General features: G+C 35.5%; 30 protein-coding genes. 26 read left to right on the top strand and 4 right to left on the bottom strand.

Annotated elements, in window-relative coordinates; genetic code table 11:
* The 3 genes from PQF96_RS24330 to PQF96_RS24340 are packed head-to-tail and all read right to left on the bottom strand — an operon-like array spanning position 1 to position 7,901.
* Positions 1-4,788, bottom strand: a complete 4,788-nt coding sequence (locus tag PQF96_RS24330; RefSeq protein ID WP_271769141.1) for an Eco57I restriction-modification methylase domain-containing protein — start codon at positions 4,786-4,788, stop codon at positions 1-3.
* 6 nt (positions 4,789-4,794) lie between these two features.
* Positions 4,795-7,635: a DEAD/DEAH box helicase gene (locus PQF96_RS24335; RefSeq protein ID WP_271769143.1), complete on the bottom strand. Its 2,841-nt coding sequence runs from the start codon at positions 7,633-7,635 to the stop codon at positions 4,795-4,797.
* A gap of 17 nt (positions 7,636-7,652) precedes the next feature.
* On the bottom strand, positions 7,653-7,901 hold the full coding sequence (locus tag PQF96_RS24340; RefSeq protein ID WP_271769884.1) for a helix-turn-helix domain-containing protein: 249 nt from the start codon (positions 7,899-7,901) through the stop codon (positions 7,653-7,655).
* A 113-nt stretch (positions 7,902-8,014) separates the two neighbouring features.
* Here PQF96_RS24340 and PQF96_RS24345 point away from each other — a divergent pair, with 113 nt between their 5' ends.
* Positions 8,015-8,263 (top strand): hypothetical protein, encoded by a 249-nt coding sequence (locus PQF96_RS24345; protein WP_271769145.1) that lies wholly within the window; start codon positions 8,015-8,017, stop codon positions 8,261-8,263.
* A gap of 23 nt (positions 8,264-8,286) precedes the next feature.
* Here PQF96_RS24345 and PQF96_RS24350 read toward each other — a convergent pair whose 3' ends face one another.
* A complete protein-coding gene (locus PQF96_RS24350; RefSeq protein ID WP_271769147.1) occupies positions 8,287-8,454 on the bottom strand; it encodes a hypothetical protein in 168 nt (55 codons plus the stop codon).
* Positions 8,455-8,740: 286 nt separating this feature from the next.
* Between PQF96_RS24350 and PQF96_RS24355 the strand changes: the two genes are divergently transcribed.
* From PQF96_RS24355 to PQF96_RS24475, 25 genes are all read left to right on the top strand, one after another.
* Positions 8,741-8,911 (top strand): hypothetical protein, encoded by a 171-nt coding sequence (locus PQF96_RS24355; RefSeq protein WP_167571847.1) that lies wholly within the window; start codon positions 8,741-8,743, stop codon positions 8,909-8,911.
* A gap of 103 nt (positions 8,912-9,014) precedes the next feature.
* Positions 9,015-9,914, top strand: a complete 900-nt coding sequence (locus PQF96_RS24360) for a hypothetical protein (protein ID WP_271769151.1) — start codon at positions 9,015-9,017, stop codon at positions 9,912-9,914.
* A 95-nt stretch (positions 9,915-10,009) separates the two neighbouring features.
* Complete coding sequence (locus PQF96_RS24365; protein WP_271769154.1) at positions 10,010-10,651, top strand: hypothetical protein; 642 nt, start codon at positions 10,010-10,012, stop codon at positions 10,649-10,651.
* A gap of 19 nt (positions 10,652-10,670) precedes the next feature.
* A complete protein-coding gene (locus tag PQF96_RS24370; protein WP_143916935.1) occupies positions 10,671-11,426 on the top strand; it encodes a hypothetical protein in 756 nt (251 codons plus the stop codon).
* Positions 11,427-11,450: 24 nt separating this feature from the next.
* Positions 11,451-12,227: a hypothetical protein gene (locus PQF96_RS24375; RefSeq protein ID WP_271769157.1), complete on the top strand. Its 777-nt coding sequence runs from the start codon at positions 11,451-11,453 to the stop codon at positions 12,225-12,227.
* Complete coding sequence (locus PQF96_RS24380; protein ID WP_140591381.1) at positions 12,211-12,438, top strand: hypothetical protein; 228 nt, start codon at positions 12,211-12,213, stop codon at positions 12,436-12,438. The genes PQF96_RS24375 and PQF96_RS24380 overlap by 17 nt, the downstream gene beginning before the upstream one ends.
* 25 nt (positions 12,439-12,463) lie before the next feature.
* Entirely contained in the window at positions 12,464-12,952 is a 489-nt protein-coding gene (locus tag PQF96_RS24385) for a hypothetical protein (protein WP_143916933.1), read from the top strand.
* A gap of 5 nt (positions 12,953-12,957) precedes the next feature.
* The gene (locus PQF96_RS24390; RefSeq protein ID WP_271769161.1) at positions 12,958-13,713 is read left to right on the top strand and encodes a hypothetical protein; all 756 of its coding nucleotides are present in this window, start codon (positions 12,958-12,960) and stop codon (positions 13,711-13,713) included.
* A complete protein-coding gene (locus tag PQF96_RS24395) occupies positions 13,710-15,428 on the top strand; it encodes a YncE family protein (RefSeq protein ID WP_271769164.1) in 1,719 nt (572 codons plus the stop codon). Before PQF96_RS24390 ends, PQF96_RS24395 begins: the two co-directional genes overlap by 4 nt.
* A gap of 14 nt (positions 15,429-15,442) precedes the next feature.
* Entirely contained in the window at positions 15,443-15,898 is a 456-nt protein-coding gene (locus PQF96_RS24400) for a TIGR02594 family protein (RefSeq protein WP_271769167.1), read from the top strand.
* Positions 15,899-15,936: 38 nt separating this feature from the next.
* Positions 15,937-16,440, top strand: a complete 504-nt coding sequence (locus tag PQF96_RS24405; protein WP_271769169.1) for an N-acetylmuramoyl-L-alanine amidase — start codon at positions 15,937-15,939, stop codon at positions 16,438-16,440.
* Between the two features lie 2 nt (positions 16,441-16,442).
* Positions 16,443-16,631, top strand: a complete 189-nt coding sequence (locus tag PQF96_RS24410; RefSeq protein ID WP_143916928.1) for a hypothetical protein — start codon at positions 16,443-16,445, stop codon at positions 16,629-16,631.
* 10 nt (positions 16,632-16,641) lie between these two features.
* Positions 16,642-17,100 (top strand): hypothetical protein, encoded by a 459-nt coding sequence (locus tag PQF96_RS24415; protein ID WP_271769172.1) that lies wholly within the window; start codon positions 16,642-16,644, stop codon positions 17,098-17,100.
* Positions 17,097-17,591, top strand: a complete 495-nt coding sequence (locus PQF96_RS24420) for a hypothetical protein (RefSeq protein ID WP_271769175.1) — start codon at positions 17,097-17,099, stop codon at positions 17,589-17,591. Before PQF96_RS24415 ends, PQF96_RS24420 begins: the two co-directional genes overlap by 4 nt.
* A gap of 16 nt (positions 17,592-17,607) precedes the next feature.
* On the top strand, positions 17,608-18,123 hold the full coding sequence (locus tag PQF96_RS24425) for a hypothetical protein (RefSeq protein WP_271769178.1): 516 nt from the start codon (positions 17,608-17,610) through the stop codon (positions 18,121-18,123).
* Between the two features lie 40 nt (positions 18,124-18,163).
* Positions 18,164-18,652, top strand: coding sequence for a peptidoglycan-binding domain-containing protein (locus PQF96_RS24430; protein ID WP_271769180.1), 489 nt, complete (start codon positions 18,164-18,166; stop codon positions 18,650-18,652).
* Complete coding sequence (locus tag PQF96_RS24435; RefSeq protein ID WP_271769182.1) at positions 18,649-19,077, top strand: hypothetical protein; 429 nt, start codon at positions 18,649-18,651, stop codon at positions 19,075-19,077. Before PQF96_RS24430 ends, PQF96_RS24435 begins: the two co-directional genes overlap by 4 nt.
* A gap of 6 nt (positions 19,078-19,083) precedes the next feature.
* Complete coding sequence (locus PQF96_RS24440) at positions 19,084-19,320, top strand: hypothetical protein (protein ID WP_271769184.1); 237 nt, start codon at positions 19,084-19,086, stop codon at positions 19,318-19,320.
* Positions 19,321-19,332: 12 nt separating this feature from the next.
* Positions 19,333-19,677, top strand: a complete 345-nt coding sequence (locus tag PQF96_RS24445) for a hypothetical protein (RefSeq protein WP_271769187.1) — start codon at positions 19,333-19,335, stop codon at positions 19,675-19,677.
* Entirely contained in the window at positions 19,674-20,033 is a 360-nt protein-coding gene (locus tag PQF96_RS24450) for a hypothetical protein (RefSeq protein WP_271769189.1), read from the top strand. The genes PQF96_RS24445 and PQF96_RS24450 overlap by 4 nt, the downstream gene beginning before the upstream one ends.
* Positions 19,939-20,358 carry a hypothetical protein gene (locus tag PQF96_RS24455; protein ID WP_271769192.1) on the top strand — a complete coding sequence of 140 codons (420 nt, stop codon included), beginning with the start codon at positions 19,939-19,941 and terminating at the stop codon, positions 20,356-20,358. Before PQF96_RS24450 ends, PQF96_RS24455 begins: the two co-directional genes overlap by 95 nt.
* A 7-nt stretch (positions 20,359-20,365) precedes the next feature.
* On the top strand, positions 20,366-21,151 hold the full coding sequence (locus PQF96_RS24460; RefSeq protein ID WP_271769194.1) for a hypothetical protein: 786 nt from the start codon (positions 20,366-20,368) through the stop codon (positions 21,149-21,151).
* 11 nt (positions 21,152-21,162) lie between these two features.
* The gene (locus tag PQF96_RS24465; protein WP_271769196.1) at positions 21,163-21,795 is read left to right on the top strand and encodes a glycoside hydrolase family 73 protein; all 633 of its coding nucleotides are present in this window, start codon (positions 21,163-21,165) and stop codon (positions 21,793-21,795) included.
* Positions 21,796-21,802: 7 nt separating this feature from the next.
* Positions 21,803-22,120, top strand: coding sequence for a hypothetical protein (locus PQF96_RS24470; protein WP_271769197.1), 318 nt, complete (start codon positions 21,803-21,805; stop codon positions 22,118-22,120).
* A gap of 84 nt (positions 22,121-22,204) precedes the next feature.
* Positions 22,205-22,747 (top strand): D-Ala-D-Ala carboxypeptidase family metallohydrolase, encoded by a 543-nt coding sequence (locus PQF96_RS24475; RefSeq protein ID WP_333968243.1) that lies wholly within the window; start codon positions 22,205-22,207, stop codon positions 22,745-22,747.
* Positions 22,748-22,752 lie beyond the last annotated feature (5 nt).

The following is a 22,752-nucleotide window of genomic DNA, read 5'->3' on the forward strand; positions in this document are numbered from 1 at the left end:
CTATTCGTTTTTATCGTTGAAAACTGCTTCAAAATGCGCCCAAGCCATTTTATAATCTTCAACACGGTCACACTTTGTAAATGGCGCATAATAGGTTATTTTTTTGCCTTGATATAATTCACTTTTTGTAATAGTATACTCGAAGGTTTCTCCTGCTTTCATATCTTTTATGGCGTTCCAGTCACCTCTGCCGAGACCTACGCCTACCAAACCTTTAGAACAAGTAAATACAATATTACCTTTTGTATCATACCAAGTATCGTCTTCATTTTGTTGAAGCACTGGAAATTGCACATTGTACATCAGAATCAATTCTTCTAAGGATAGTCCAAGAGCAAGAGCAGTAATCGCATCTATTTCAACCAATGCTTGCCTACGCTCAAACCAGTTGCGTAATGGTATTTCCCATTCCCATTCCTCTGTTAACTCACTAAAAGGTTTTAAGCGCGTATCTTCTTTACTCCAAGTATCTCCTTTAAAATCATCATTCCAGTTGCGTTCCCATAATTCTGAATATTGATTATTCAAACAATTCAATAAAAGGATACGAGAAAATAAATAATTTAAAAAAATCTCATCTACTCCCATAGGGAATGACCTCAATGTTCTATCATATAAATTTGATCTACCAATAGATTTTAAATAAAAGTCAAAAATTACAGAAGAAGATATAGCTGCTAATTCAAGTAAAAGACTTTCTGATTTGAAAATTATCGATATAACACCATTAACGTGAGAAGACTCTCTAGCTAAAATTGCTCCTGCTAAAGACCTTTCTGTATTAATATCTATCATCTTTCTAAAGCCAAGCTTGTAATAATTAAACCAACTATCATATTTAGGTCTTCCATCATCATAACTTCCATTTTTGAATCCAATAATAGAGTGATAATAATCTTCATCTACATTTAAAGGAACATAATTTGTTCTTTGGAAGTCTATAGGTTTATTATAAAATCCTAAATCAATAATGTCATAGTGTGAATTTTGAGAACAAATTTCCCTTGGTGTTTTGTACAAAGGATTTCCCACAAAGAAATGTGGTCCATTGTAGACCATCTCATATGCATTTATGTCAGGAATTTTAGTTCTTCTTTCTATATCTCCAGCATTCAATGAATTAGTTTCATCCCAACATTGAGTAATTCTACTTTTATAATTTCCTACAGTTCCATTAAACTCACCTATTTTATCAAAAACTTCAATTAACTCTTGCGAGTGTATACTGATCAACTTTGTTCCTTGCCATCTATCAGAATTTTCAAAGGTTTTTGCTAGGATTCTTAATTCTCTTTCCTTAAAGTTTATAATACGGGACTTGTGTGGTATTGTATTCCAACTAAAATTACCTGAAACCTCATCTATTACCTTCATCCCATTGACAATACCACTTCCACTATGGGAAAAGGAAGTTGAAATCGTAGATGGATGAAAAAGATTATTTATAGCATAAAAATCTGGTGTCTTCTGCTTGCTTCCATAAATACATAAACCGTAAAACCTAGTATGAGAAACTTCTGAAAAAAGCATTAGTTCATTACGGAAATTAAAATAATACCTCAATCTATTGTTAGCATTTTTTCTAAATGTTTCGCCTTTAGGGTCATTGAAAATATCTACAGGATGAATTATCCCTAAAAATCCATCTTTAGAAATCATTCCAAATCCATTTGTTAAAACGCATTTATATAAATTAGTTTGTTGCCCTTTCAGTAAAGGATAATTTTGATGCCCATTCATAAATGTAGCAGCAGATTCTACAGCAATAAACTCACTAAAATATGCCTCTCTTTGAGTTTCATCTTCCAGAAATTGCTCTTGTAACTTTCTTACTTTAGGTGCTGCTACTTTACGTATTTCTAATTCAGGAAACGATTCACTCATTATTCCTTTTTCTTCAAACTGCAACTTTAACCAAGGTGGATTACCCACAATAACATCAAAACCACCACGCTCTTTAAAAACTTCAATAAATTCAATCTCATTATGAAAAAAGTGATGCTGTAGTGCTAGTTCCTCTACCTTCTCAATACGATCGCTGTTATCAAATAAGGTTCCCGCTTTTGCTTTATTTCGTATCTGTTCTTTAATATCCTGTCCAGAAGCTTCCAACAATAACTCATTACTATCTATCTGTAGTATAGATTCAATCTCATTATACCATTCCGTTCTATTAGGTAATAATCGAACATCCCGAACATCCCAAAACCATAGACTACACCAATAGTCTAAGACCATCTTTAATTTATAGTAAGGTGCAGAACGGTCTTTACGAGATTCTGTTAATCGTTCTTTCTCATTATAACCCTTTGTGGTAATTTGAGGATTAGGTTGCCCATACACCTGATATACAGAAGAAGTATCAACGATAACACCCATCTGTTGCTTGTAGTGCTCTTCTAGTAGATAGTCTATAACACTACTTATCTTTTCTAATCGAGCTATTTCGACACTACTCAAGGGCTTTTTAAATTCGGTTCGCCAGTCTTTAAACGCATTTATTTCAGCTTCTGATAACCCATTTTTTAATAATTTAATACTATGACTAGGAACCATATTATCATCAGGCAACAAAAAGTGATAAATCTGATTTTGCTTTCGCGAAAGCGTTCCGTCCTTATTCCACGTTACTCTTTTAGGTGCTTTATCCCACCAAGGCTTAGGTATAGGTTTGCGCCTTGCTGTTGGAGTTCCTTCAGTTGGATATTCTAATAAGCAATCTTTTTCTTTATATACTTTCAACCAAGCACCTACAACTGCGTTACCTGCTCCAAGTCTATGCGCAAAAAATGGCGTTTCCATATTTTTGTGCATACAGTTAAGCCATAATGATAGTTTACCAAGTTCAACCGCGGTTGGATTCAAGTCGACTCCATAGACGTTATTTGCAGCGATGTACGCTTTTACCTTTTGTAATTCGCCTTTATAAACACCAGGCGTAATACGTTTACGACCAGCTGCTTGTTCTTCATTTTCCTTTAACTCTAAATAAGCTATAGCTAATTGATTAATCACCTCATTATGAAATGCTGCCGCACCCATCGCTGGTTCTAAAATTTTAAGCTTTAGAATTTCATCTGCGCAGTTTGTTCCAGTCAATTTCCCATCTACAATCGCTTGTCGCTCTTTAAGATTTTCTATAATCGCCTTAAGCGTATACTTTACAGTACATTGTGTTAAGACCTCTGGAGTGTAATAGGATGCTGAGTTTTTACGATCTCGACCATTTAAACGATAAACAAACTGTCCTTTAGGTATTACCACATCTTGTTCTTGATGCTCCGCGTCTTTTAGTATTTCAGCCTCCTTAAAATCATCACGTCTTGATTTTGGCACAAGGAACGTAGCATCGCTGCCATTTTTATCTTTGGCATTTTTAACTTCGATTAAATCTTCTCTTGCAAAGAAACCCGAATAGGATAAAAGGCTTTCATAAACGCTCCCTAATTGGTTTATACCAAGATTAGAATACGATATTCTACCACGCCCTTTATTCTTTGTTCTTTCAGACAACGATAATCGAACTACAATTTCTTGAAGGACGATATTGCTAAACTGAATTCCCATAAGATGCTTTAGTGCATCATTATCAAATAAAGGAGAATCCAATGGGCGCATCTGAAACCCATCTCTTAGGTCAGATCCAGTATGCAGAAAACCAAAAAGTTTCCACAAACTCTCAGAAAAGAAATATCCATTACGAGAAGATTCAGTAGTGAGAGCTACCATTTCTAAATCGCGTAACATTTCAAGGCTATACCCTTTTTGATAGGTACTGTCTTTCATTGGTAAAATCTCTAGATCTTCTCGTGATTCTGCATAAAAAAGGAAGAGCAAACGATAAACGAAGTTCAAACATTCATCTTTTAGTTCTCTAGCAAAATTGTCACTATTACGAAGCTCTACTATCTTACGTTTATCGTCTTGGGTAGATGCATTCTTTAATCTGTATTCTATAGCTTCATTAGCAAGAGCTTCTACGGCATAAATAACTGCGTTTTTTAGAGTTACAGTTACTCCATAACTTGCTTTGTGGGCATCTTCCTCTAATCCAGACAATATACTTTCTGTATCAGATATGAATTGCTTTTTCGCTAAAAGAGCATAAAATAAAGCAAGTAAACTTCGATTAGAAGCAGTTTTAGTTACTGTAAATAGTTCTTCTAAATCAAAAAGTAAATAACTATCAAACTTCCATTTTTCATATTGAATCAAGAATATTTTTGGACCAGCAAGCATTATTAGATATACCGGACGTTCTTCTTCGGGCAATAAAAATAGCTCTGATAATGCTTCCTTAATTACTTCCGGTCTTATATCAAACCCATCCCACGAATTGGGAAGGACTTTCTCCCAATCATCTTTAATATAACTCTGTTCATATAATCCATCTGCATCCACATCACCTACTTGTATCATAGGCTGCATTTCCATTATATATAAATAAGGCTTGTCATTTTTATTGAAGCGATAACGTACAGGAATAATTTTACTGTCATCCATTACTACAGGTTCATCATAGGCTCTAACACCATTAATGTAACCCAGCGCCTCTAATAATTCAGTATGAAACTGATGAGTACGAAGTACTTTATCTTTTGTTCTTCGTAGACTTAAGTAGTCATTTTTAAACTTATAATACTTCTCGCTAATTGGAGCAATCTTGCGAGTGAACTCTTTAATATGTTCCGACCCATATCCAGATTTATCAAACACTTTCTTTGGAAAGTCTTCATCAAAGAAATGCTGAGAAAAGTAATCACCTATATTTTCTAAAAACTCTATCATTCTTAATTACCCATTATAAAAAACCGCTAATACTCTCAGGAACGGTTCGTTTTCTAATTGGAAGTACTCATTATAGAATGCATCCATTTGATTTTTTACAAAATTTACTTCACTCTTTCTTTTCTTTTTATGAAAAGAGCCTCCTCCGAATTCTTCATCTCCAAATTTGATATCCATTTGTCTTTCGGATGCACTAAGCCAATCATTTAGTTTTTTCTGATAGCGTTCTAACTTATCTTCCATTTCATCTTCAAGATCACCTTGTATTTTTAAATCATATATCTGTTTTGCGCTTTTCACTGCTTCAGGAAGCAACTCTTTAATTTTTTCAAGTTGTTCTCTAGTAGTTTCGAGCTCAGGTAAAGTATCTTTAAGGCGGTATTGAATTAAAAACTCTTGGAAGTTTTCTAAACTCCCCACACTTGTTCCGTCAAATGATTTTCCAACAACATAGGTCTTTGAAAAAATTGGTTTCCCTTGCTGGTTAGATGTTATTCCTTGAAAAACAAACCAAGCAGTATTTTTAGGCAATGGTTCTCTCAATCGAGCTACTAAAGCTTTACCGCGGTCTATTTGACCTAGTAATTTGTACTGCATCCATTTTGCAATAGGATTTAAATCATATAGCAATTGAAAGTTTGGCCATTCGTTTTGTTTTTTTCTAGATTGAATAATTGACCTTTCAACAATATCTGTGTTAGTAGTAAGATTGAATGTTTGACTTGATTTTGGAAAAGCTTCTTTAGGCATATCATATAAAACACCTTTAGATGATATTTCCTCGAATTGTTCAATCTCTAGAACCTTATCTTCTCTATCTATATTAATCAGAGGAATAAGTCTTTCGTCTTTAGCTTTTAATTCATCAATAAGTGATGCATAATAGCTAAAATCGTCTTGATAAAACGAAGCAAAACCTTCATCAATTTTCATCTGTGCTCTAGTAGCTGATGAGTCTTCAGTTAATGCCGTTAGCCAATCATCGTCAACGGTATCTTCTTCATTTGAATCCAAAAGTGACATATCATTATTGGCTATCGCTTTTTCTACTAATTTGGACTCTTTCTGCTGGTCATAGAAGCCCATAACGCTACCAGCATCACCCAGACTTTTATGTACTTCTTCTTCCTTTTCTTTTAAGCGCTCTACAATCCTAATATCTCCTTGAACGTCCTCGCTTTGAGATTCCGCAATGAGATAGTAGATAAATGGTGTTTTAGTTTGACCAAAACGATCTATTCTTCCATTTCTTTGATCCAAGGTTATGATAGACCAAGGAATATCATAGTTGAACATTTGATTACAGAAATAATGAAGATTAACACCTTGACTCCCTGCATCTGAAGCTAGGAAAAGTTTAATAGTACTGTCTTCTTTCGAAAAGTCTTCCAAAATCGCTTGTTGTTCTGTATCGGTAAGGCTTCCATTGAACTGAACAACTGCATTATCTTTTAGCTTAAAATCTTCTTTAAAGTTTTTTTCTAATTCATTTAGAGTCGCTCTGCGTTCCGCAAAAATGATTATACGTTCATCATTCTTTTTACCTTTCCAACCCATTTGAGCGAGTTTGAAGAGTAATTGATTGTATTTTGAATCACTTTTTTGCCTTACTATTTTTTCAAGAACTAATCTTAGTTCTTGAAGGTGTTCGATTACACCTTCCTCATCAATAGCTTTTTCTATTCTATTAATTACCGTCTCTAAACAAGCTTTAGGTGAAGACATATAAGCTTTGAATAAACCAATAGAAAAAAGCAATGCCCCAAATGTAGAATTCCCATCACTTTCTTCTTGAGCAACAGATTTAAACTCTTGAATTATTCTTAAGGCTTCCTCTTCATCTGGATTTAAAGGACATTCTATTTTACTAGTAATCCTATCTCTAAATGCATCACCAACTTCATCTTCAATATCCTTTTTAAATCTTCTAACATATAATGGTTGAATATCCTCTTTTGTAAACTCACCATTATACGGTATTGCAGTAGGATCGAGCATACTAATCAAATTAGCGAAATTCTCACGTTTACCATTATGAGGGGTTGCCGAAGTTAAGACCATCGCATCTGTTCTTTCCGATAAGAATTTAGCTAGTCCACCCCTTTGAGAAGCGATATTAGCAACTGTATGACATTCATCTATGGCTACAACATCCCATTTTACTTTTTCTAAATAGTGTCTAAACTTAGCATTGTTTTTAAGCGTATCAATTGAAACAATTACCTTATCATAGTAATTGAATGGGTTTTTGTTTGATGGAATTTCCATTTTAATTCTGGCAATTCCTTGACTATCTAACCTAACTAATGGAATAGCAAAGCGAGCCCATATTTCTTGCTGAAATTGGGCAAGAATAGATTTAGGAGTTACCACCAGAACTTTCTTTCCCTTTCCTCGTCTAATTAATTCCGCTAGAAAGATTCCCACCTGAACCGTTTTACCAAGACCTACTGCATCTGCAATAAGTATTTTTGGTTGCGGTAACGAAAGTGCTTTTATGGTTGACTCATATTGATAATTAGCTCCTCTTATGGCCGCTTTATGAGCTATCTCAATAAATTCGGAATAATGAGAAGAATTCCTAAAGATAGTTTCAAGAAAAAGCTTTGTCTGTCTGTAATGCGTCGAATCGTCAGCTTGAAGCTCAGTTTCTTCTGGCTGAATCACTCTGTAGTTTTCTAATCGTAAATCAAATTGAAAACTTTGACCGTACACTAATTCAGAAATCCCTTCGGCATCAATGATGTCCCGTTCCCTATTAGTAACAATAAAATCTTCTCCTCTTAAGTTAATCCTTATTCCTGGAGTAACATTTTGAGTTTGGTTGGTTAGTGTATCGTTGCTCAATTTATTCTTTCTGGTCTTTATACGTTTTCAATTGCAAGCTTCAAAGCTTCTTTAGTGAATTTTTCACTTTTAACGATTTTCAATATCTTATCTGCAAGCCACATTGTAAGCAAGCCTTTCTTTGATTGCTTAAACACTTTTGCAAGCACATCAATATGCTCTCTTTTAAATGAATGTTCACCATGTTCCATCTTACTTAACATAGCTTGATCTGTATCTAATTTAGCTGCTAATTGCCTTAGTAAGATGTCATTAGGCTCTCTCAGTGTTCGCCTATCATAATAAGGGAGTTTTCTTTAAAAAGACTTGACAAATTTTGAACAATTTAAGGAATAAGTACGAGAATATTTTTAAATTAGAAACTAATTTTTTGTCAACTATGGATCTGATAATAGGGCAGTATTATGATAATATTAAGTGTGAATTTTTTTTAGATAAAGAGACCAACAGAGTTAGAGTTCGACCACTACCAAATCAGTTAGTTCCAACTACAATGGTCATTGAGTGTCTAAAGAAATTAAGAGAGGAAAATAAAGTAGATACTCATTTTCTAACTGAGAATGTGAAAGTTTGTAAAAAGCCAGATGTAGGAGTGTATTTGAGGGAGAAGGGTCAGGTTATTCAATAATTTATTAAATAACACGACGTTAACTAGGGTAGTTTGTCCGGACAAAAATACTTCAGTCGTAGAAACTTTATTAAAACTTCACCCTTTTCATTTCCTACCCTTAATTCTCCTTTTTGCAAAGCATCATTAAAGTATTCATCGAATACCTTCTTTGTTACAATGATATGCTCCTGAAGCAGAATACGTCTCATAATTGTAGTGTCTCTAACAAAAATAGTAGAATTATTTCAGAAGGTTAATCATATTTTTCTATTGCAAATATCAATACAAATCATCTATAAAATTTGATATTTTGGATTTAGTAGAAAAAAGTTTTACTACACCTCATAATTCGGAGTATCCCACCAATTCGACATTCCTCAATTTTTCAATGCCCCGTAGCAAAAAAGTTGCGTGTTTTTCCAAAAATACCTTCTGAATTTAGCTGTCAAAGGTTTAGAAACCAAGCCAAATATTCACAAATAATACACTAGAGAAATGGCAAACGAAAAAGATTTGGACTACAAGGCTATAGGAGCAGTAATCCTTGTATCAGCAATAGCTTTTACGGCAATTGGAGCTTTTCAAGTAGCTCCTTGGATGGAAAAAAGAAAAGCTAAAAAACTAGCAGCAGCTAAAAAATCACAAATCGCTAACAAAAAATCATAACCCTTTAGAGAGGTGTGGCATAGCCACTTTGTTATGGTGAGTATTTAGAGAATGGAGATTAAGAAATGTCAAACGCTGTCTATGACAGCACAAACAAATTATTATGAACGATTACGATGAACTAATGAGATATCAAGACGATGCAGAAGATCATTTTGATGATTATGATGGAGATATGGATATGCACGATGGGTATGATGACTATGAGGATGAGGAGGATGATTTCGATTCAGGTTTTGAAGGAAATGAGGATGGGTATGACGATTACGATGAGGAATACGAAGATGAGTATGTAGATGATTTTGAGGAAGATGGTTACGATGATTACACCCGTACTTCCATTGGTAAAATAGATCCCAATGATAGAACCCTTACCGTAGTGGTAAAAAACACTTCTGGTGATCAAGCTGAAGCGGTTGTGTTTGGAGGAAATGAGGAAGCAGCGCAACCTGCTGGTGTAACAGTTACGGTTGAGGAATCGAGTCATAAGGAAGTTCGTGAGGAATCTAAGGCGAATCCTTTTAAGATTTCAGGGATGAAGTATTCTGTATCAAATCCGTTACAATTTGACAATGTATTAAAGTTGACAAAAAGAACGGCAGCAGGATCGAATACAATCCGTGTGTATCAACCACGTAATGCTACGAGTCCGCAAAATTTTACGCAGCAATTAATTGATGATGATAACTTCGAGTTGAATGTTACAGGACAGGATTCTTTACGTGTAACTGTTAATCCAGATACTACAGCAGTATTCACTTTTACCATCAAGGCGAGAGCGAATATGGGTAACCTGTTAAAAGGTAATAATGTGGCGGAATTATCCAGAGTTCCAAGAACTACTGGTCTACCACAGATCGATTTGATCCGTAGAAGAAAAAGGCAGACTGCCTTTGGAATCCGTCCACGAAGACGTAGACGAGTTCGTAGAAGACCAGTACGCAGATTCAGACCAAGACGTCGATATCCAATATCAAGCTTACGTAGACGTAGGTTGAGATAGTTGCTATAAGCAAGCTTACAAAAGTGATACAGCCAAAGCGATAGGAATATTCCAAGGCTTTGGCTGATCTTTTTTTAATCACAAAATACATGCTTATGAAAACATCAAAAAGACATAGAACAAAAGGCTTGGCACAAAATAGTATTGACTACATCGTGCTTAGTAACCCTGATCCGATCCGCAAAATCATTTTTGATTGTGGATATGAAGTTCCAGAAGATTTACACACACTTGTAAAGGCAACCAAAGAACTGATACAGAAAAATGGTAAATCGGTAATTTCAGAAGTACTACAGCATCATCCAGATAAGAAGGCAATACTAGCCCTAAATACAAAGAAGAAGAAAAAGCCCTGCAATTCTTGTAGTAATGACAACTATAATAGTGAAGACAATTTTTGTGGAGAGTGTGGGCATTCGAACTACAATGGATCTGGTGACGAAGATAGTTTCTTGGATCAATTTTCAGATGCAAGCGATAAGGAAGTTAAAAGCTATTATGACCGAATTGTAAAGAAATCTAATGCCAATCCAGAAGATCAGAAGTTGGCATCAGAAGTACAAATGGTCTGGAATGAAATGCGTCAAAGAAAGCTTACTGAAAAAGATAAAGATACAACACCCGCTGTTTCAGAACCCCAAAAAACATCTGTATTTGGAAAAGATGAACTAGTGCTTTTAAGCGTGGTATTTATCGCAGGGTATCTGGTAGGCGCTACTCGCATTGGTAATTCATAATTAATTTAAAGAGTAAGAGATGAAACAGAGTTTTCAAAAAAAATATAATGATTCTATTAATCTAATCAGTCATTTGATCCTGACCAAACCTAAACCTGTCATTGGTTTATTGGCAAAATATGGAATCACTTTCAAAGGTACACCTAACAGAAATCAAATTATAGATGAAGTGGTGGAATTGCTAAAATCAAATAATCAAAAGTTTGAAGATGATTTAGGCAAACTACTAACGATCCATATTCAATATCAAGGTAAAGAAATGCTTGCCTTGGAGCGAAGCAATTTTAGTTCCTATGATGATGGAGAGGAAGACGAAGATGAATTTTGGGGAGCGCTTGCAAAAGGAGCAATTGGTATTGTTGGTGGACTTTTCAAAAAGAAAAGACGTAGACGAAGTAGAGGTGGTGGTGGAAATGCTGCTGCACTTGCAGCATCACAAGCTGCTGCAAGACGTAGAGCTTCTGCACAAGCTGCGCAGGCTAAACGAGATATGGAACGTAGAATGCGGGAAATGCGACAAGCAGCCGAGCGCAGACGAAGAGAAGCAGAAGCACGTAGGCAAAGAGAAGAAGCCGACCGAAGAAGACGAGAGGAAGAAGCCAAAAGACAAAGGGAAAGAGAAGCAGCAGCCAAGAAAAAGCAAACCAATACGATGTTAATGGCAGGTGGTGGAATTGCACTCTTGGCGATCATTGGTGTCGTAATGGCTAAATCTAACTCAAAGCCTTTATATCCACCTATGCCAGCTCCAGTTCAACCGATATCTGGTAGATAATCTTAACATTCAAAAGAAAAAGATATGATTGAATACCCTATAGATATAGATGAATTTGACACTACCGAATATGATCCGTTTTTGCATCATGTGGTTCGTCATAAACTTCGAAAAAGAAAGAACCGAAGACGATTACGCAAATTGTTTCGTAAACATCCCAAAACAAGGATATTACGTTCCATTGGGATTGGTAGAAGAAGGCGTAGAACCCGTCCAGTAAGAACACTTGATAAGCGATATCGAAGACCTATTGGTCGCCCCTTCAGAAACAGAATGGTTTCAAGATCTGGAACCATTAAAAAGCCATTTCGGATGCCACCAATCAAATTTGGTAATCCGATTCACAGAGACTTGGAAAGGAATAGAGGGATTTCAAAGATAGGGATTAGAAAGCCAATTTTTAAGGGAACTCCTATTATGCCAGGCGATCCAAGAAAGCGTACAAGACCATCTGTATCTATTCCTAATAAAAGGAAAAAACCGAAAGTATCAAGGGATATCGTCATTCCATACAAAAGAAGATATGGCAGTCGTAAACGTAGGGCTATGCCAATGCCTAAAAGAGTTCCAAAACAGACAATACTACCAATGGAGGATGAATTGCCAGTTGTAGAACAAAATATGATAGCATCAAATATGGAAGTAATGGATAGAAATGAAAAAGAGAAAAAACCAGAGAAGCCTAGTAACAAAAGAAAGATGCAAAACATCATTGGAGTTGCTGTTTTAGGGCTTGTGGTAACAGGATTTGTAATGTATAAAATGAAAACTAAAATAGAAGCAAATGGACGTACTAGCTGAAACTATAGAACAAGTTTTTAGTGATGCAGGGGAAATCCCATTAGGGTTTCTATTTGCATCCGTAAAAAACATTGGGAACTCTCCAGTAATGGTGAATGGAATACCACTTGCTGCTGGTGACGCAAAATCGTATCCCTTTGTTGGAAAACCACATAATGCCAAGTCGTTTGACCCGATGGATTCAACCCTACACATTATGTACATCATATAAATACTAAACTTTAAGAAACTTAACTATGATAGCAGGAGAAACAGAAATGTTATTGGCAGATCATGTAGGTGATGATACCTATGATGAGTTCCTATTTTTTGGGAACAAAGAGAAAAGAGCGAAAAGACGTGCTGCTAGAAAAGCAAGACGAGCCAAAAGGCGATCTAATCCTAAACGAATTGCCAGAAGGCAAAAGAGAAGAAACTTCTTTTCACAATTAGGACAAGCTTATAGGGATTTAGGCGGTGGAGCAGCTATAGGAGGGGCGGTTGATACAATTATCAGTAAGCCTGCACCTATACAAATTCCAGAATTATACGGAGCGCCTAACAATGAGACTCCTTCGGATTTCAGAGTAGGATTTGGAAATGAAAGTACTAAGGAAACTCCTAAAAAGGATAAGACCACAACGACAATACTATATGTTGCATTAGGAGTTGTTGTTGTCGGCGGAATTGGAGTATTAGCCTATCAAGCTCAAAAGAATAAATACGTAAGAATTAATCAAGGTTAAAAACGATGATCATTCCAATTCCTTCTCTTAGAAAGCGGTTTACTATTGCCATTACGGTAAAAGTAAAAAGGGCGATGAACGTAGGATTTAAAGTATACGATCCTTTAACTCCAAACACGCACTATTTCCGTAGGAAAGCTTACTTGGAAAGAGGACAAAAAAGGAGTATCAAAATTCCTTTACCTGTTTCACCTGAAGAACTGGAGATGGAGGTCTATGATAAAAAGACAGGCGATGATGAGGGTATCGATATTCTTGATTTTAAAGTGATCATGATGGACGAACCTAAGATTTGGACTACTCCAGAACAACAACGGTTTATGGAGTTTGCCATCCAGTTTGCTCAAAAGGCAGGGTATGTCCCTTCGGGATTTTATGATAGTCCAAATAATGAGTTTCTATTCCAATATTTACCTAGCATCGTTGATGCTTTTGGTAAGGAATTGATTACTCCTGCAAGAATACATCGCAAGATGCCAAGAGTTCAGATATCGCAACGATTGTTTAAAACATATACAATTCCTGTGCGAGTAGCTATACTAGCACATGAAGGTTGCCATTGGTTTTTAAATACCCGTAGCGAAACGACGGCAGATTTATGTGGAATCAGACATTATTTAGACTATGGCTTTCCAAAAATAGAAGCGGTGTATGCAGCGACAAAAATTTTTAATCAACATCCCGAATTAGTGGGTGAAATACAAGTAAGAAGGACAAAAGAGATTGTCCAATTTATAGATAAGTACAAATTAGCACAATGAAAAAAAACACCGAAATAGCATTGATAACTACAGGGATTACCCTTGCAGCACTTTGGTGGGTGTTATTGGATGATGATGAGGATCAAGCTGGAGTCTCAAAAACGGATACTACTAAGAAGAAAGATGATGTGTCCTCTGAAGAAAAAGAAGATGCTATGATTGCAGAATTGATACATTCAAATCAGTACGATTCTTTTGTAAAAGTGAATCGCCCTTATACAAGAAGGTTACCAAAAAGAACCTTTAAAAGCTTACATAGAAGTGCTACAAAATTGGGTAATGAAGCCTTTTATAAAAGGCTTCAAGATAGGTATGAGACAACACAATTGACTATTACCAATACTTCTGATGTAGAAAGAGAAGTTCGTTTGTGGGCAGGCAACAAAAAGCCACCACTCAGTCCAACATTACCAGGAGACGTAGCAGATCATATTTTTTGGACGGTAACCGTCAATTCAAATTTAGGAACAGGAATATACCCACAAGGAATTATTGTAAATCCTTTTAATGGATTTACTTATATCGCAAATCAATTATCTCATAATATTAGTGTACTGAATACTGAAGGAGTTATCGTTTCCCTTATTCCTATAACTGCTAATGCTAGCAGCCCCTTTGGGGTTTCGCCCGTAGACCTGACCGTGAATAGCCAACCTAGTTCCCCAAACTTTGGTACGGTCTACGTGGCGAATATTATAGGTGATACCGTAACGGTGATTAATACACAATTGGAAATAGTAAATACCATACAAGTGGGGAAAAGACCCATTAGTATAACTTTCAATCCTTTTAATTCAAATGTATACATAGCTAACATTGCTGATGATACCATTAGTGTAATTGACACTACTACAGAAACAGTAATAGAAACTATTGGTGTAGGGAAAGCACCAAGAAATATTGCCATTGTGCCAAAGACTGGATCGGTCTATGTAGTCAATTCGAATGACAACAGTATATCAGTCATCGATACTAACAATCAAGTAACAAATACTATTGATACTGCGGGTAGTGAACTTACTACAATAGCATATCATCCAGTAAACAATAGCTTGTATATAGTTTCATCTGGAGATAATACAGTAATCCCGATTGATCTGGATACAAATACTACAAGGGCAGCAATACCAGTTGGAGCTGATCCGTATCGTATTCTCTATAATCCTAGTAATGAATTGCTATATGTAGGTAACAGAGGGGATAATTCATATTCCATAGTAGATACCACCGATGTAGTAATTGATACGCTTTTTTTAGGTGCTGTAGGTACAGGTGTGGCTATAGATCCTAATAGTGATATGATTTACAGTAGTGATAGCACGAATGGGGCTATCAATATCATTAGTTATAGTCGAGAAAGTAATAAAGTACTCATCAATGATGGGTATAAAGCAAGGCGTGAAGACTTCACATTTAACCCTGCCATTGTCAAGCATGTAAAATTTGTTTTATCGGGTACTGAACGCTTTAAGGTATTGAAGCTTGAAGAAGAAACTGTAACAGGAAAAACAAATATAAAACCTATCTCCTTTTCGAGCTATAACAGCCCTCAAAACTTCGGAAATGTAGCAGAAGTTTTTGAGATGAACGGAGCTATCATTGACGGCAAAAATGGATGGGTATTTAAAATTGCAGGAAAGCAAACCATCACGATACTAACGTATTACAAACAATATGAAACAGAAAACATTTTAGAAGATGCAATACTTAATTAGAAAAAAAGAAAGCTATGAACAATGTATTAGATATAGCATTAGGAGAGTACGGAGTCACAGAGGTTGTTGGTAAGAAACATAACCCTCGTATACTGACGTATTTTAAAGAGATCGGTCACAGATGGGTAACAACAGATGAAACAGCTTGGTGTTCCGCATTTGCGAATTTTGTGGCTTTAAAAGCTGGCTATGCCCTTAGTGGTAAGCTCAACGCTCGATCTTGGTTAAAAGTCGGTACAAAAGTAAAGATTCCACAACAAGGAGATGTAGTTATTTTTTGGAGGGAAAAAAGAAGTAGTTGGAAAGGTCATGTAGGATTTTTTATCGGCTATAGCGAAGATAAAAAGTACATCTACGTATTAGGTGGAAATCAAAACAATCAGGTAAACATAAAGCCTTATCCCACGTATCGATTATTAGGATTTCGATCCATCAAAAAAACATTCAGACCCTTATTCGATGCTGCATAGTAGCACAAAATAGAAATGAACATTTAAAATGACAAGAGATGAAAAAAGTAGATTATTTAATTATTCAAAGTACAGAATCAGGGGAAGGAATTCCTGTAACTAAAGAAGATATTATAGACCTACATACTAGTGATAAAAAACTAGGTGGCTATGGATTTAATCGCCCTGGTATTGATTACCTAATTCAACCCGATGGATCAATGAAAACTCTAGTCTCAGAAGATAATCCAACTACTGTTGACTTATGGGGGATTTCTGAAGGGAAGAAAGGGGTACTAGGAATCTGCAAGCATATTGCCTATGTAGGTGGACGGACGGAAAAGGAGGTAAAGCCAAAGGATAGCCGTACTACGGCACAGATAAAAAGTTTGGAAGCTATTGTTAAGTTTTACGTTCTCAAATTTCCAAAAATTCAGGTATTAGGACTTGACGAAGCTCCTGCTATGAAAGGCAAAGAAAACCCTGCTTTTAGTGTATCCATTTGGTTAGAGGAAATAGGTGTACCAGAAATCAACATCTTTAAAAAAATCAAAAAAGAATAGCAATGAAGAACACCATTTTAGCACTTGGCGTGGGTTTTCTTATTGGTAGACATATTTACAAAAAGTATGATAAGAAAGAAGCTGATAGAAAAGAAGCCCAAGTCAAGAAAAGGCTTATAGAAACATTAGAAGATTTAGGGTTAACCAAACGAGAAGTCAAGTCACAATCAAATCACATTTTAAGAAGATAAATAAAATAGTATGCCCATTGAAATTAACATACAGAACAAGTCATATATAGTGCCAGAATCTAACGATCCTTGTGAACTATGGGTAGGTTATTTCAATACGTTAAAAGCTACCGTTGGAACGACAAATGCCCGTACTATTTGGTTGGTTACTTGGAAGACAAACGGATCATCCAGTTGTACCACAAATGGAGATTTCAACAAGTGGCTCAAGAAGAACAAAATTGACGTATCAAGTGCAGCAACAAGAGCCATAGCAGATGCATCTGAAATAGGCAGCAATTTTATGGGGTTAGGAAAGAATTTGTCAAAAGTTGTTTCAATAGCCGTGCCTGTAACCCTGACATTATTATTAGCGGTTATAGGATTGATATTGTGGAATACTGCAAAGAAAGCGGATGCAACTGACCTTGCGATGCTTACACCGATGGGTAGATCTATTGGAGGAGGGATTAAATTTTTGAACAAATGAAAAAGGTAGTTGGATTACAGATCACCGCAGGCACAGTAGGACTGATATTGATTGGTACTACTTATATCACTTTGCGTAACAAAAAGCGAAATAAACTTGCTAGTAGTCTATTGGGTGAATTAAGTAAAAGTTTGAATCCAGACAGTAAAGGACTAGAGAGTTCAGCAGCTTTGGATGTTAAATACGTCGACAGGGTTTTTAATTCTAGTTCAGGAAAAATAATAGTATTAAAGAAGTCTACGGCAACACGATATGCCAATGAAATTCATAAAGGCTTTAGACCTTGGTATCGAGGTGGTGACTTAGAGGAAAATATATATGCCGTATTCAGGAACCTAAAGGATAAAGTGCAAGTATCTCAGGTCGCTAAAGCATATCAAAGAGAACACAAATTAAACCTTAGAGATCAATTAAAAGATCACTTTGATAGAAGTGAAATCAAAACAGTATTAGGTATTATCTCAAGATTACCAAAATACAGAACAGTATAAAAGCAAAACAATGGAAATGACGAAAACAATGTGGTGGGTAATTGGAGGTGCAGGAGTAGCTGGATTGGGTGTTGGTATTTACTTTTTTGTAAAGAAACGCAAAACCAATAAAGAGACTTCATATACGGGAATGGGAAATAAAGGAAAACCCATCAAGGTAACAAGTGGCGGTAAAGCAACACCTGTTACAGAACCGAATTGGAATGCAGCTTTTAATATGAATTATATCAAAGATGTAAAAAAATGGTTAGGAAGAAAACGTATCAAGGAATTGCCTGAATCTGCTGCTAAAAAGTATGCTCGCGAATTGAACAATGCCAAAGGTGTATTCAATGATGATGAAAAAGCAGTAGAGCGTGTATTTAGAAGCTTACAAGATAAAACACAGGTCGCTAGTCTATCCAGAGCATTCTATTTTAATCACGGCAAAAAAGATATGTGGCAGCATCTTAGAAGTTTCTTAAGTGATAGCGAGATGAAAAAGCTTGTCAAAGATCCTGTACGAAGACTACCAAATTACAGGTTAGCCTAAGAAATGATACATCACAATTTTTTCAATAAAGGACAGTATTATGAAAATTAAGAATAAAAAACCAATAGTCAAAAAAACGAATAATGATGATAAAACACTTTGGATCATTATCGGAGTTACCACCCTTGCGTTAGGAGGAATCGGGTATTGGTACTACAGAAAGCGCAAAAGCAAATTAGAGATGTTACCAAGAGAAGCGGAAGATCTTGATCGAGAAATAGCAAGTACCATTGCAAACAATACAACAAGAAGATCAACTACAACAAGAAGACCAACAAGGTTTAGGTGCAGCAGTAACAAATATCCTCTGCAATATGGTACTTGTCATAGGGACGTAAAAATATTGCAATCCTATTTAAGTAAAATTTATAAGGCAGATTTGGGACGTTCCGGAAGAAGCAGAGATGGCGTTGACGGAATGTTTGGAAATAAAACAAATAAAGCAGCCAAGAAGCATTTACAAAGAACATCATTTAGCAAGCAGGATATCGATGGAATGAGAACGGCAATTAAAACTATAAAGAGATGATACGTACAAATGATTTGATTATAGCAGGGGTTGGCATTGGTGTAAGCATTTTAGCGGTATACCTCATAAAAGGTCAAAAAAAGAAACCTGAAAAGGAAACGCCTGTATTACAGAAAAGACAAAATATAGAAGAAATCATAGAACCTGAACCCATTACAAAAGTAACGTCAGAAGCCAATTATATAGAACCAAAACAGGAAGCAAAGAAACCTTGGTTATTGACTAAAGGAAGTAAGGGGAAGGAAGTCGAACGGCTACAGATTTGGCTATTAAGACACCACGGTTGGAAAGGAACTATAACCAAAGTGTTTGATCAGCAAACTGAAGAATTGGTAAAGAAGATTTTCAAGACGGATGGCATTGATAGAGTTACTTATGATAAACATCAAATGGGAACTCCGATTCACGAACTTATTAAAGCTTAAGATAACATGGTACGCAAAAAAAGAAATCTAGGAGGTCTGTTAGATGCATTAGTGGATAAGGATGGATTGAAAACAGAAGTGACAATTACACTTACCAATCAGACCTTGTTAAAAATCATAATAGGAATGCTGTTAGCAGGTGTAGCCATTGTTGTTGTGGCTAATATGGTTAAAAACCTATTTCCAAACACACAATTAGCAGCTATAGAACAAGAAGTAATAAAAATTAAACAAACCCTTTAAATCTAAAAAGTTATGGAAATCGTATTGGAACAGTTTACAAATTTTTTGAATTCCCTTGATTGGGCGTATATATTCTCTTTTATGCTTATTACTTATGTAATAAACTATTATAAAATACCTGAGTTTATAGGTAGAGGATTAGGGATTAAACTTAGAAACAGATACCAGGTACTAATCATAGGATTTATGTATGCCGTGATTGTCTTCTTTTTGCGAGGATATGATCTGTCAAAAGTGCTATGCCTTTTTATCTCTTTTCTTTTTGCAACAGCATTTTACAAATTTTTGATTCAGGTTGTTATTGAAAGGTTTCTTCCCAAGAAGAAAATAGAAATTCCTAAAGATGATCTATTATGAAACAGTATAAATGGATACCGCCCCTTATAGCAATTGTAGGGGTAGTCATTGCACTCTTCTTTATCATTCCTGCAGAGGATGATGTAATTGAACAGATACAAAAGATTGAGATTGAAGAATTGAAGCGAGAAAACATGACCCTCATACAGACTAATGAACTATTAGATAGTAAGGTAGAGATATTAGAATCGATGACAGATAGCCTAACATCATTGATTGATGTAGATAGCCAAGTAATAGAAAAATTAAAGCAAAAGAAAGATGAAAAAGTTAATGCTATTAATGACTTTACTGATGATGAGCTTTATCAGTATTTCTCAAGACTTAGTACCAAAGGTACAGCTGATAGAAAATGAAAAACATTATTGCTTTACCATTGCACAATCCCGTGAAATTGCAAAGTTATTGGAACTTGGAAAATACAATGATTCCCTTGTAAATAATCTATCCCTGAATGTTAGAAGATTTGAATTAGTGACCCAAAAGAAAGATAGTATTATCTCTTTTCAGTCTGACCAATTAGAAAATTATACAATGGTGATAAATAATAATGATAGAACCATTCTGCTATTAGAGGAAAGTATCAAACGAAAAGAAAAAAAGATCAAAAGAGGTAAGCTACACAAGATCTTATTGGGAATAAGTTTAGTGGCACTTGGAACATTATTAATTAGTAAATAAGTAAGAAATGGGAGGATATCAATCAGATTTTAGAATATCAGCTACAAGAGGAGAAGATAATTTACCTCTTGAAAATAGTTTAGGAGGATATGGGGTTACAACTGGAACAGATGATAATGTATACGAACTATCATTAGATCCAAAATTAACAAGACCGTATGAAGCTGGCTTACCTGTAGAAGTTGTATTTCATAGTGAAAATACCGAAGCTGTTACTTTGAATATTGATGAACAAGGAGCAATTCCATTAAAGAAATTCAACGGGGTGTCATTGATACCTTTAATAGCTAATGATTTGAAAACCAACCTTGTTTATAACCTTGTTTATGATGGGAGTTGTTTTCAGGTTCTTACAGGAATTCCTTTGAGTACAGGCATTAGTCAAAATCGTGAAGAAATATTTTCGGTACTGGATGAAAATATCAATTCTGATAGTGTTTTTTATATCAGTAATAGGAACAGATATTCTGTGATTAATGGAAATCTGGTAACACCTTTAAATATTAGACTTCGTAGAGTTGGAGGTGCAGGGCAAACTGGAGGTACAGGAAGTGGTGCTACAGTATTAAAAATGCCAGCACTTGCAGAATTTGGAAGTGTGATAGCTTGGACGACTCAAAGTTCTGAAGGAAATATTTTCTTATGTCAGTTGAGTAGTTTTGGGGTGTTAGCAATAGAAGGAGAATTTACTTCGGAACTAGATGAAGTACTAATAATCTTTCCACCATACATTGCGAAACTACCTTTAGAAATTCCAGCCAATCCTGTTTTTAATGTTCCACCTGTACCATAAAGAGATGAAGGATGGCAACAAAAAAAGAACAATTTGTAATTCGTTATTACCCTTATGCAAAGAAGGCTTCTGAGAAATCTGGAGTGCCCATTTTGTTTGCATTGGCGCAAAGCGCTTTAGAATCTGGTTGGGGGAAATCTGCAAAGGGCAATATGATGTTTGGAATCAAAAAGGGATCTGGAAGAAATTACGGAGGATGGTCGCAGGGCGGTAGCCAGTTAATTACTACTACTGAATATAGTTCTAGTCCGAATCGCAGCTTCCCTTTTATTTATCCAGGCTATCCAATTCGACAATCCAATGGAAAATGGAAGTATAGAATAAAAGATGTGTTCAGGGCATACCCTAATCCTTTTTTCTCATTTATAGATTGGGCTGGCTTGTTATTTAAAAATAGGAGATATAGCTATGCAATGCAGTTTAAAAAAGACCCGTATCGATTCGCTGAAGAAGTAGCCAAAGCTGGATACGCTACAGATCCTAATTATGTCAGTAAGGTCAAAAGAATAATGAAGGAAGTGGAGCAGATTATTATTCTGAAGAAATTAGATAAAAAAGAAAGGAGCATTGTGCTTCCAATGGCAATTATGGGGATAAGTGTCATTGCAATAATTATTGCAGTAGTAAAAAGCAATACAAAATAAAAAGTATATGGAATATTTAAAATTAGCAGGGATATTTATTGGAGCTTCAGCTTTTTGGAAGGCGTTAGAAGCGTTATTACATTTTGGATTACAAAAGAAGTTGAAGAAAGCAGAATTGCGAAACCTAAATGCCGAAACCAATGAAAAAGTGATTGGAAATTGGATTGCTTGGAGTGACAAAATGGAGGAGCGTATTCAGGGATTGGAAAAAAATAACAAAGAGATGAAGCTTACGATCACTAAGCAACGTGAGCGTATTAATGATCTTGAAGTTTATATAGAAGAACTTGAACATAAGTTGAAGAAATACCAAGAGAAAAAATGAAAGCAGATAAAGGGAATATAACGATGAACGTACTTTTCGGAGCTTTTTTAGCAGTAAGTATAGTATTAAAATGTGTTGCTATTCGTGACCGTAATAAAAGGGAGAAAGAGAAGAAACAATGTAATTGTGGTGGAAAAGGATAGAACACATATATGGTTAGGTTTAGGTGCTGCTTCTATAGTAATTATAGGAGCTATTACTTTGTCCAGACTAAAATCAAAACCAAAACCAAAAGTTGATCTCACCAAATTTGACAGCCCCGATATTCAAGGATCTGGCAGATGTATGGATAAGGAATTCATTAGAATGCTTCAAAAGTTAGCAAAAGTCACCAAACTACCCATTTTTGATATGATAAATTCAGGTGCGAGATCATCATATTGGAATACTAAAGTTGGTGGTGTTTCCAATTCATCACATAAAATACCTAAATGCCAAGCTGCGGACATTAAAGCTCCTACCAGATCAATTAGAAACAAGATAGTAGTAGCTGCAAAATTAGTTGGGTTCAAACGCATTGGTGTAGGCAAAACCTTTGTGCATTTAGATAATGATAGTTCAAAGAAACAATATGTGGCTTGGGGATATCCTTCAGGAACGAAACCACCCATTAATCCCTTTGTTTAAAAAGA

It is taken from the genome of Aquimarina algiphila (genome assembly GCF_947494415.1).
In the GTDB taxonomy this organism is placed as follows: Bacteria; Bacteroidota; Bacteroidia; order Flavobacteriales; family Flavobacteriaceae; genus Aquimarina; species Aquimarina algiphila.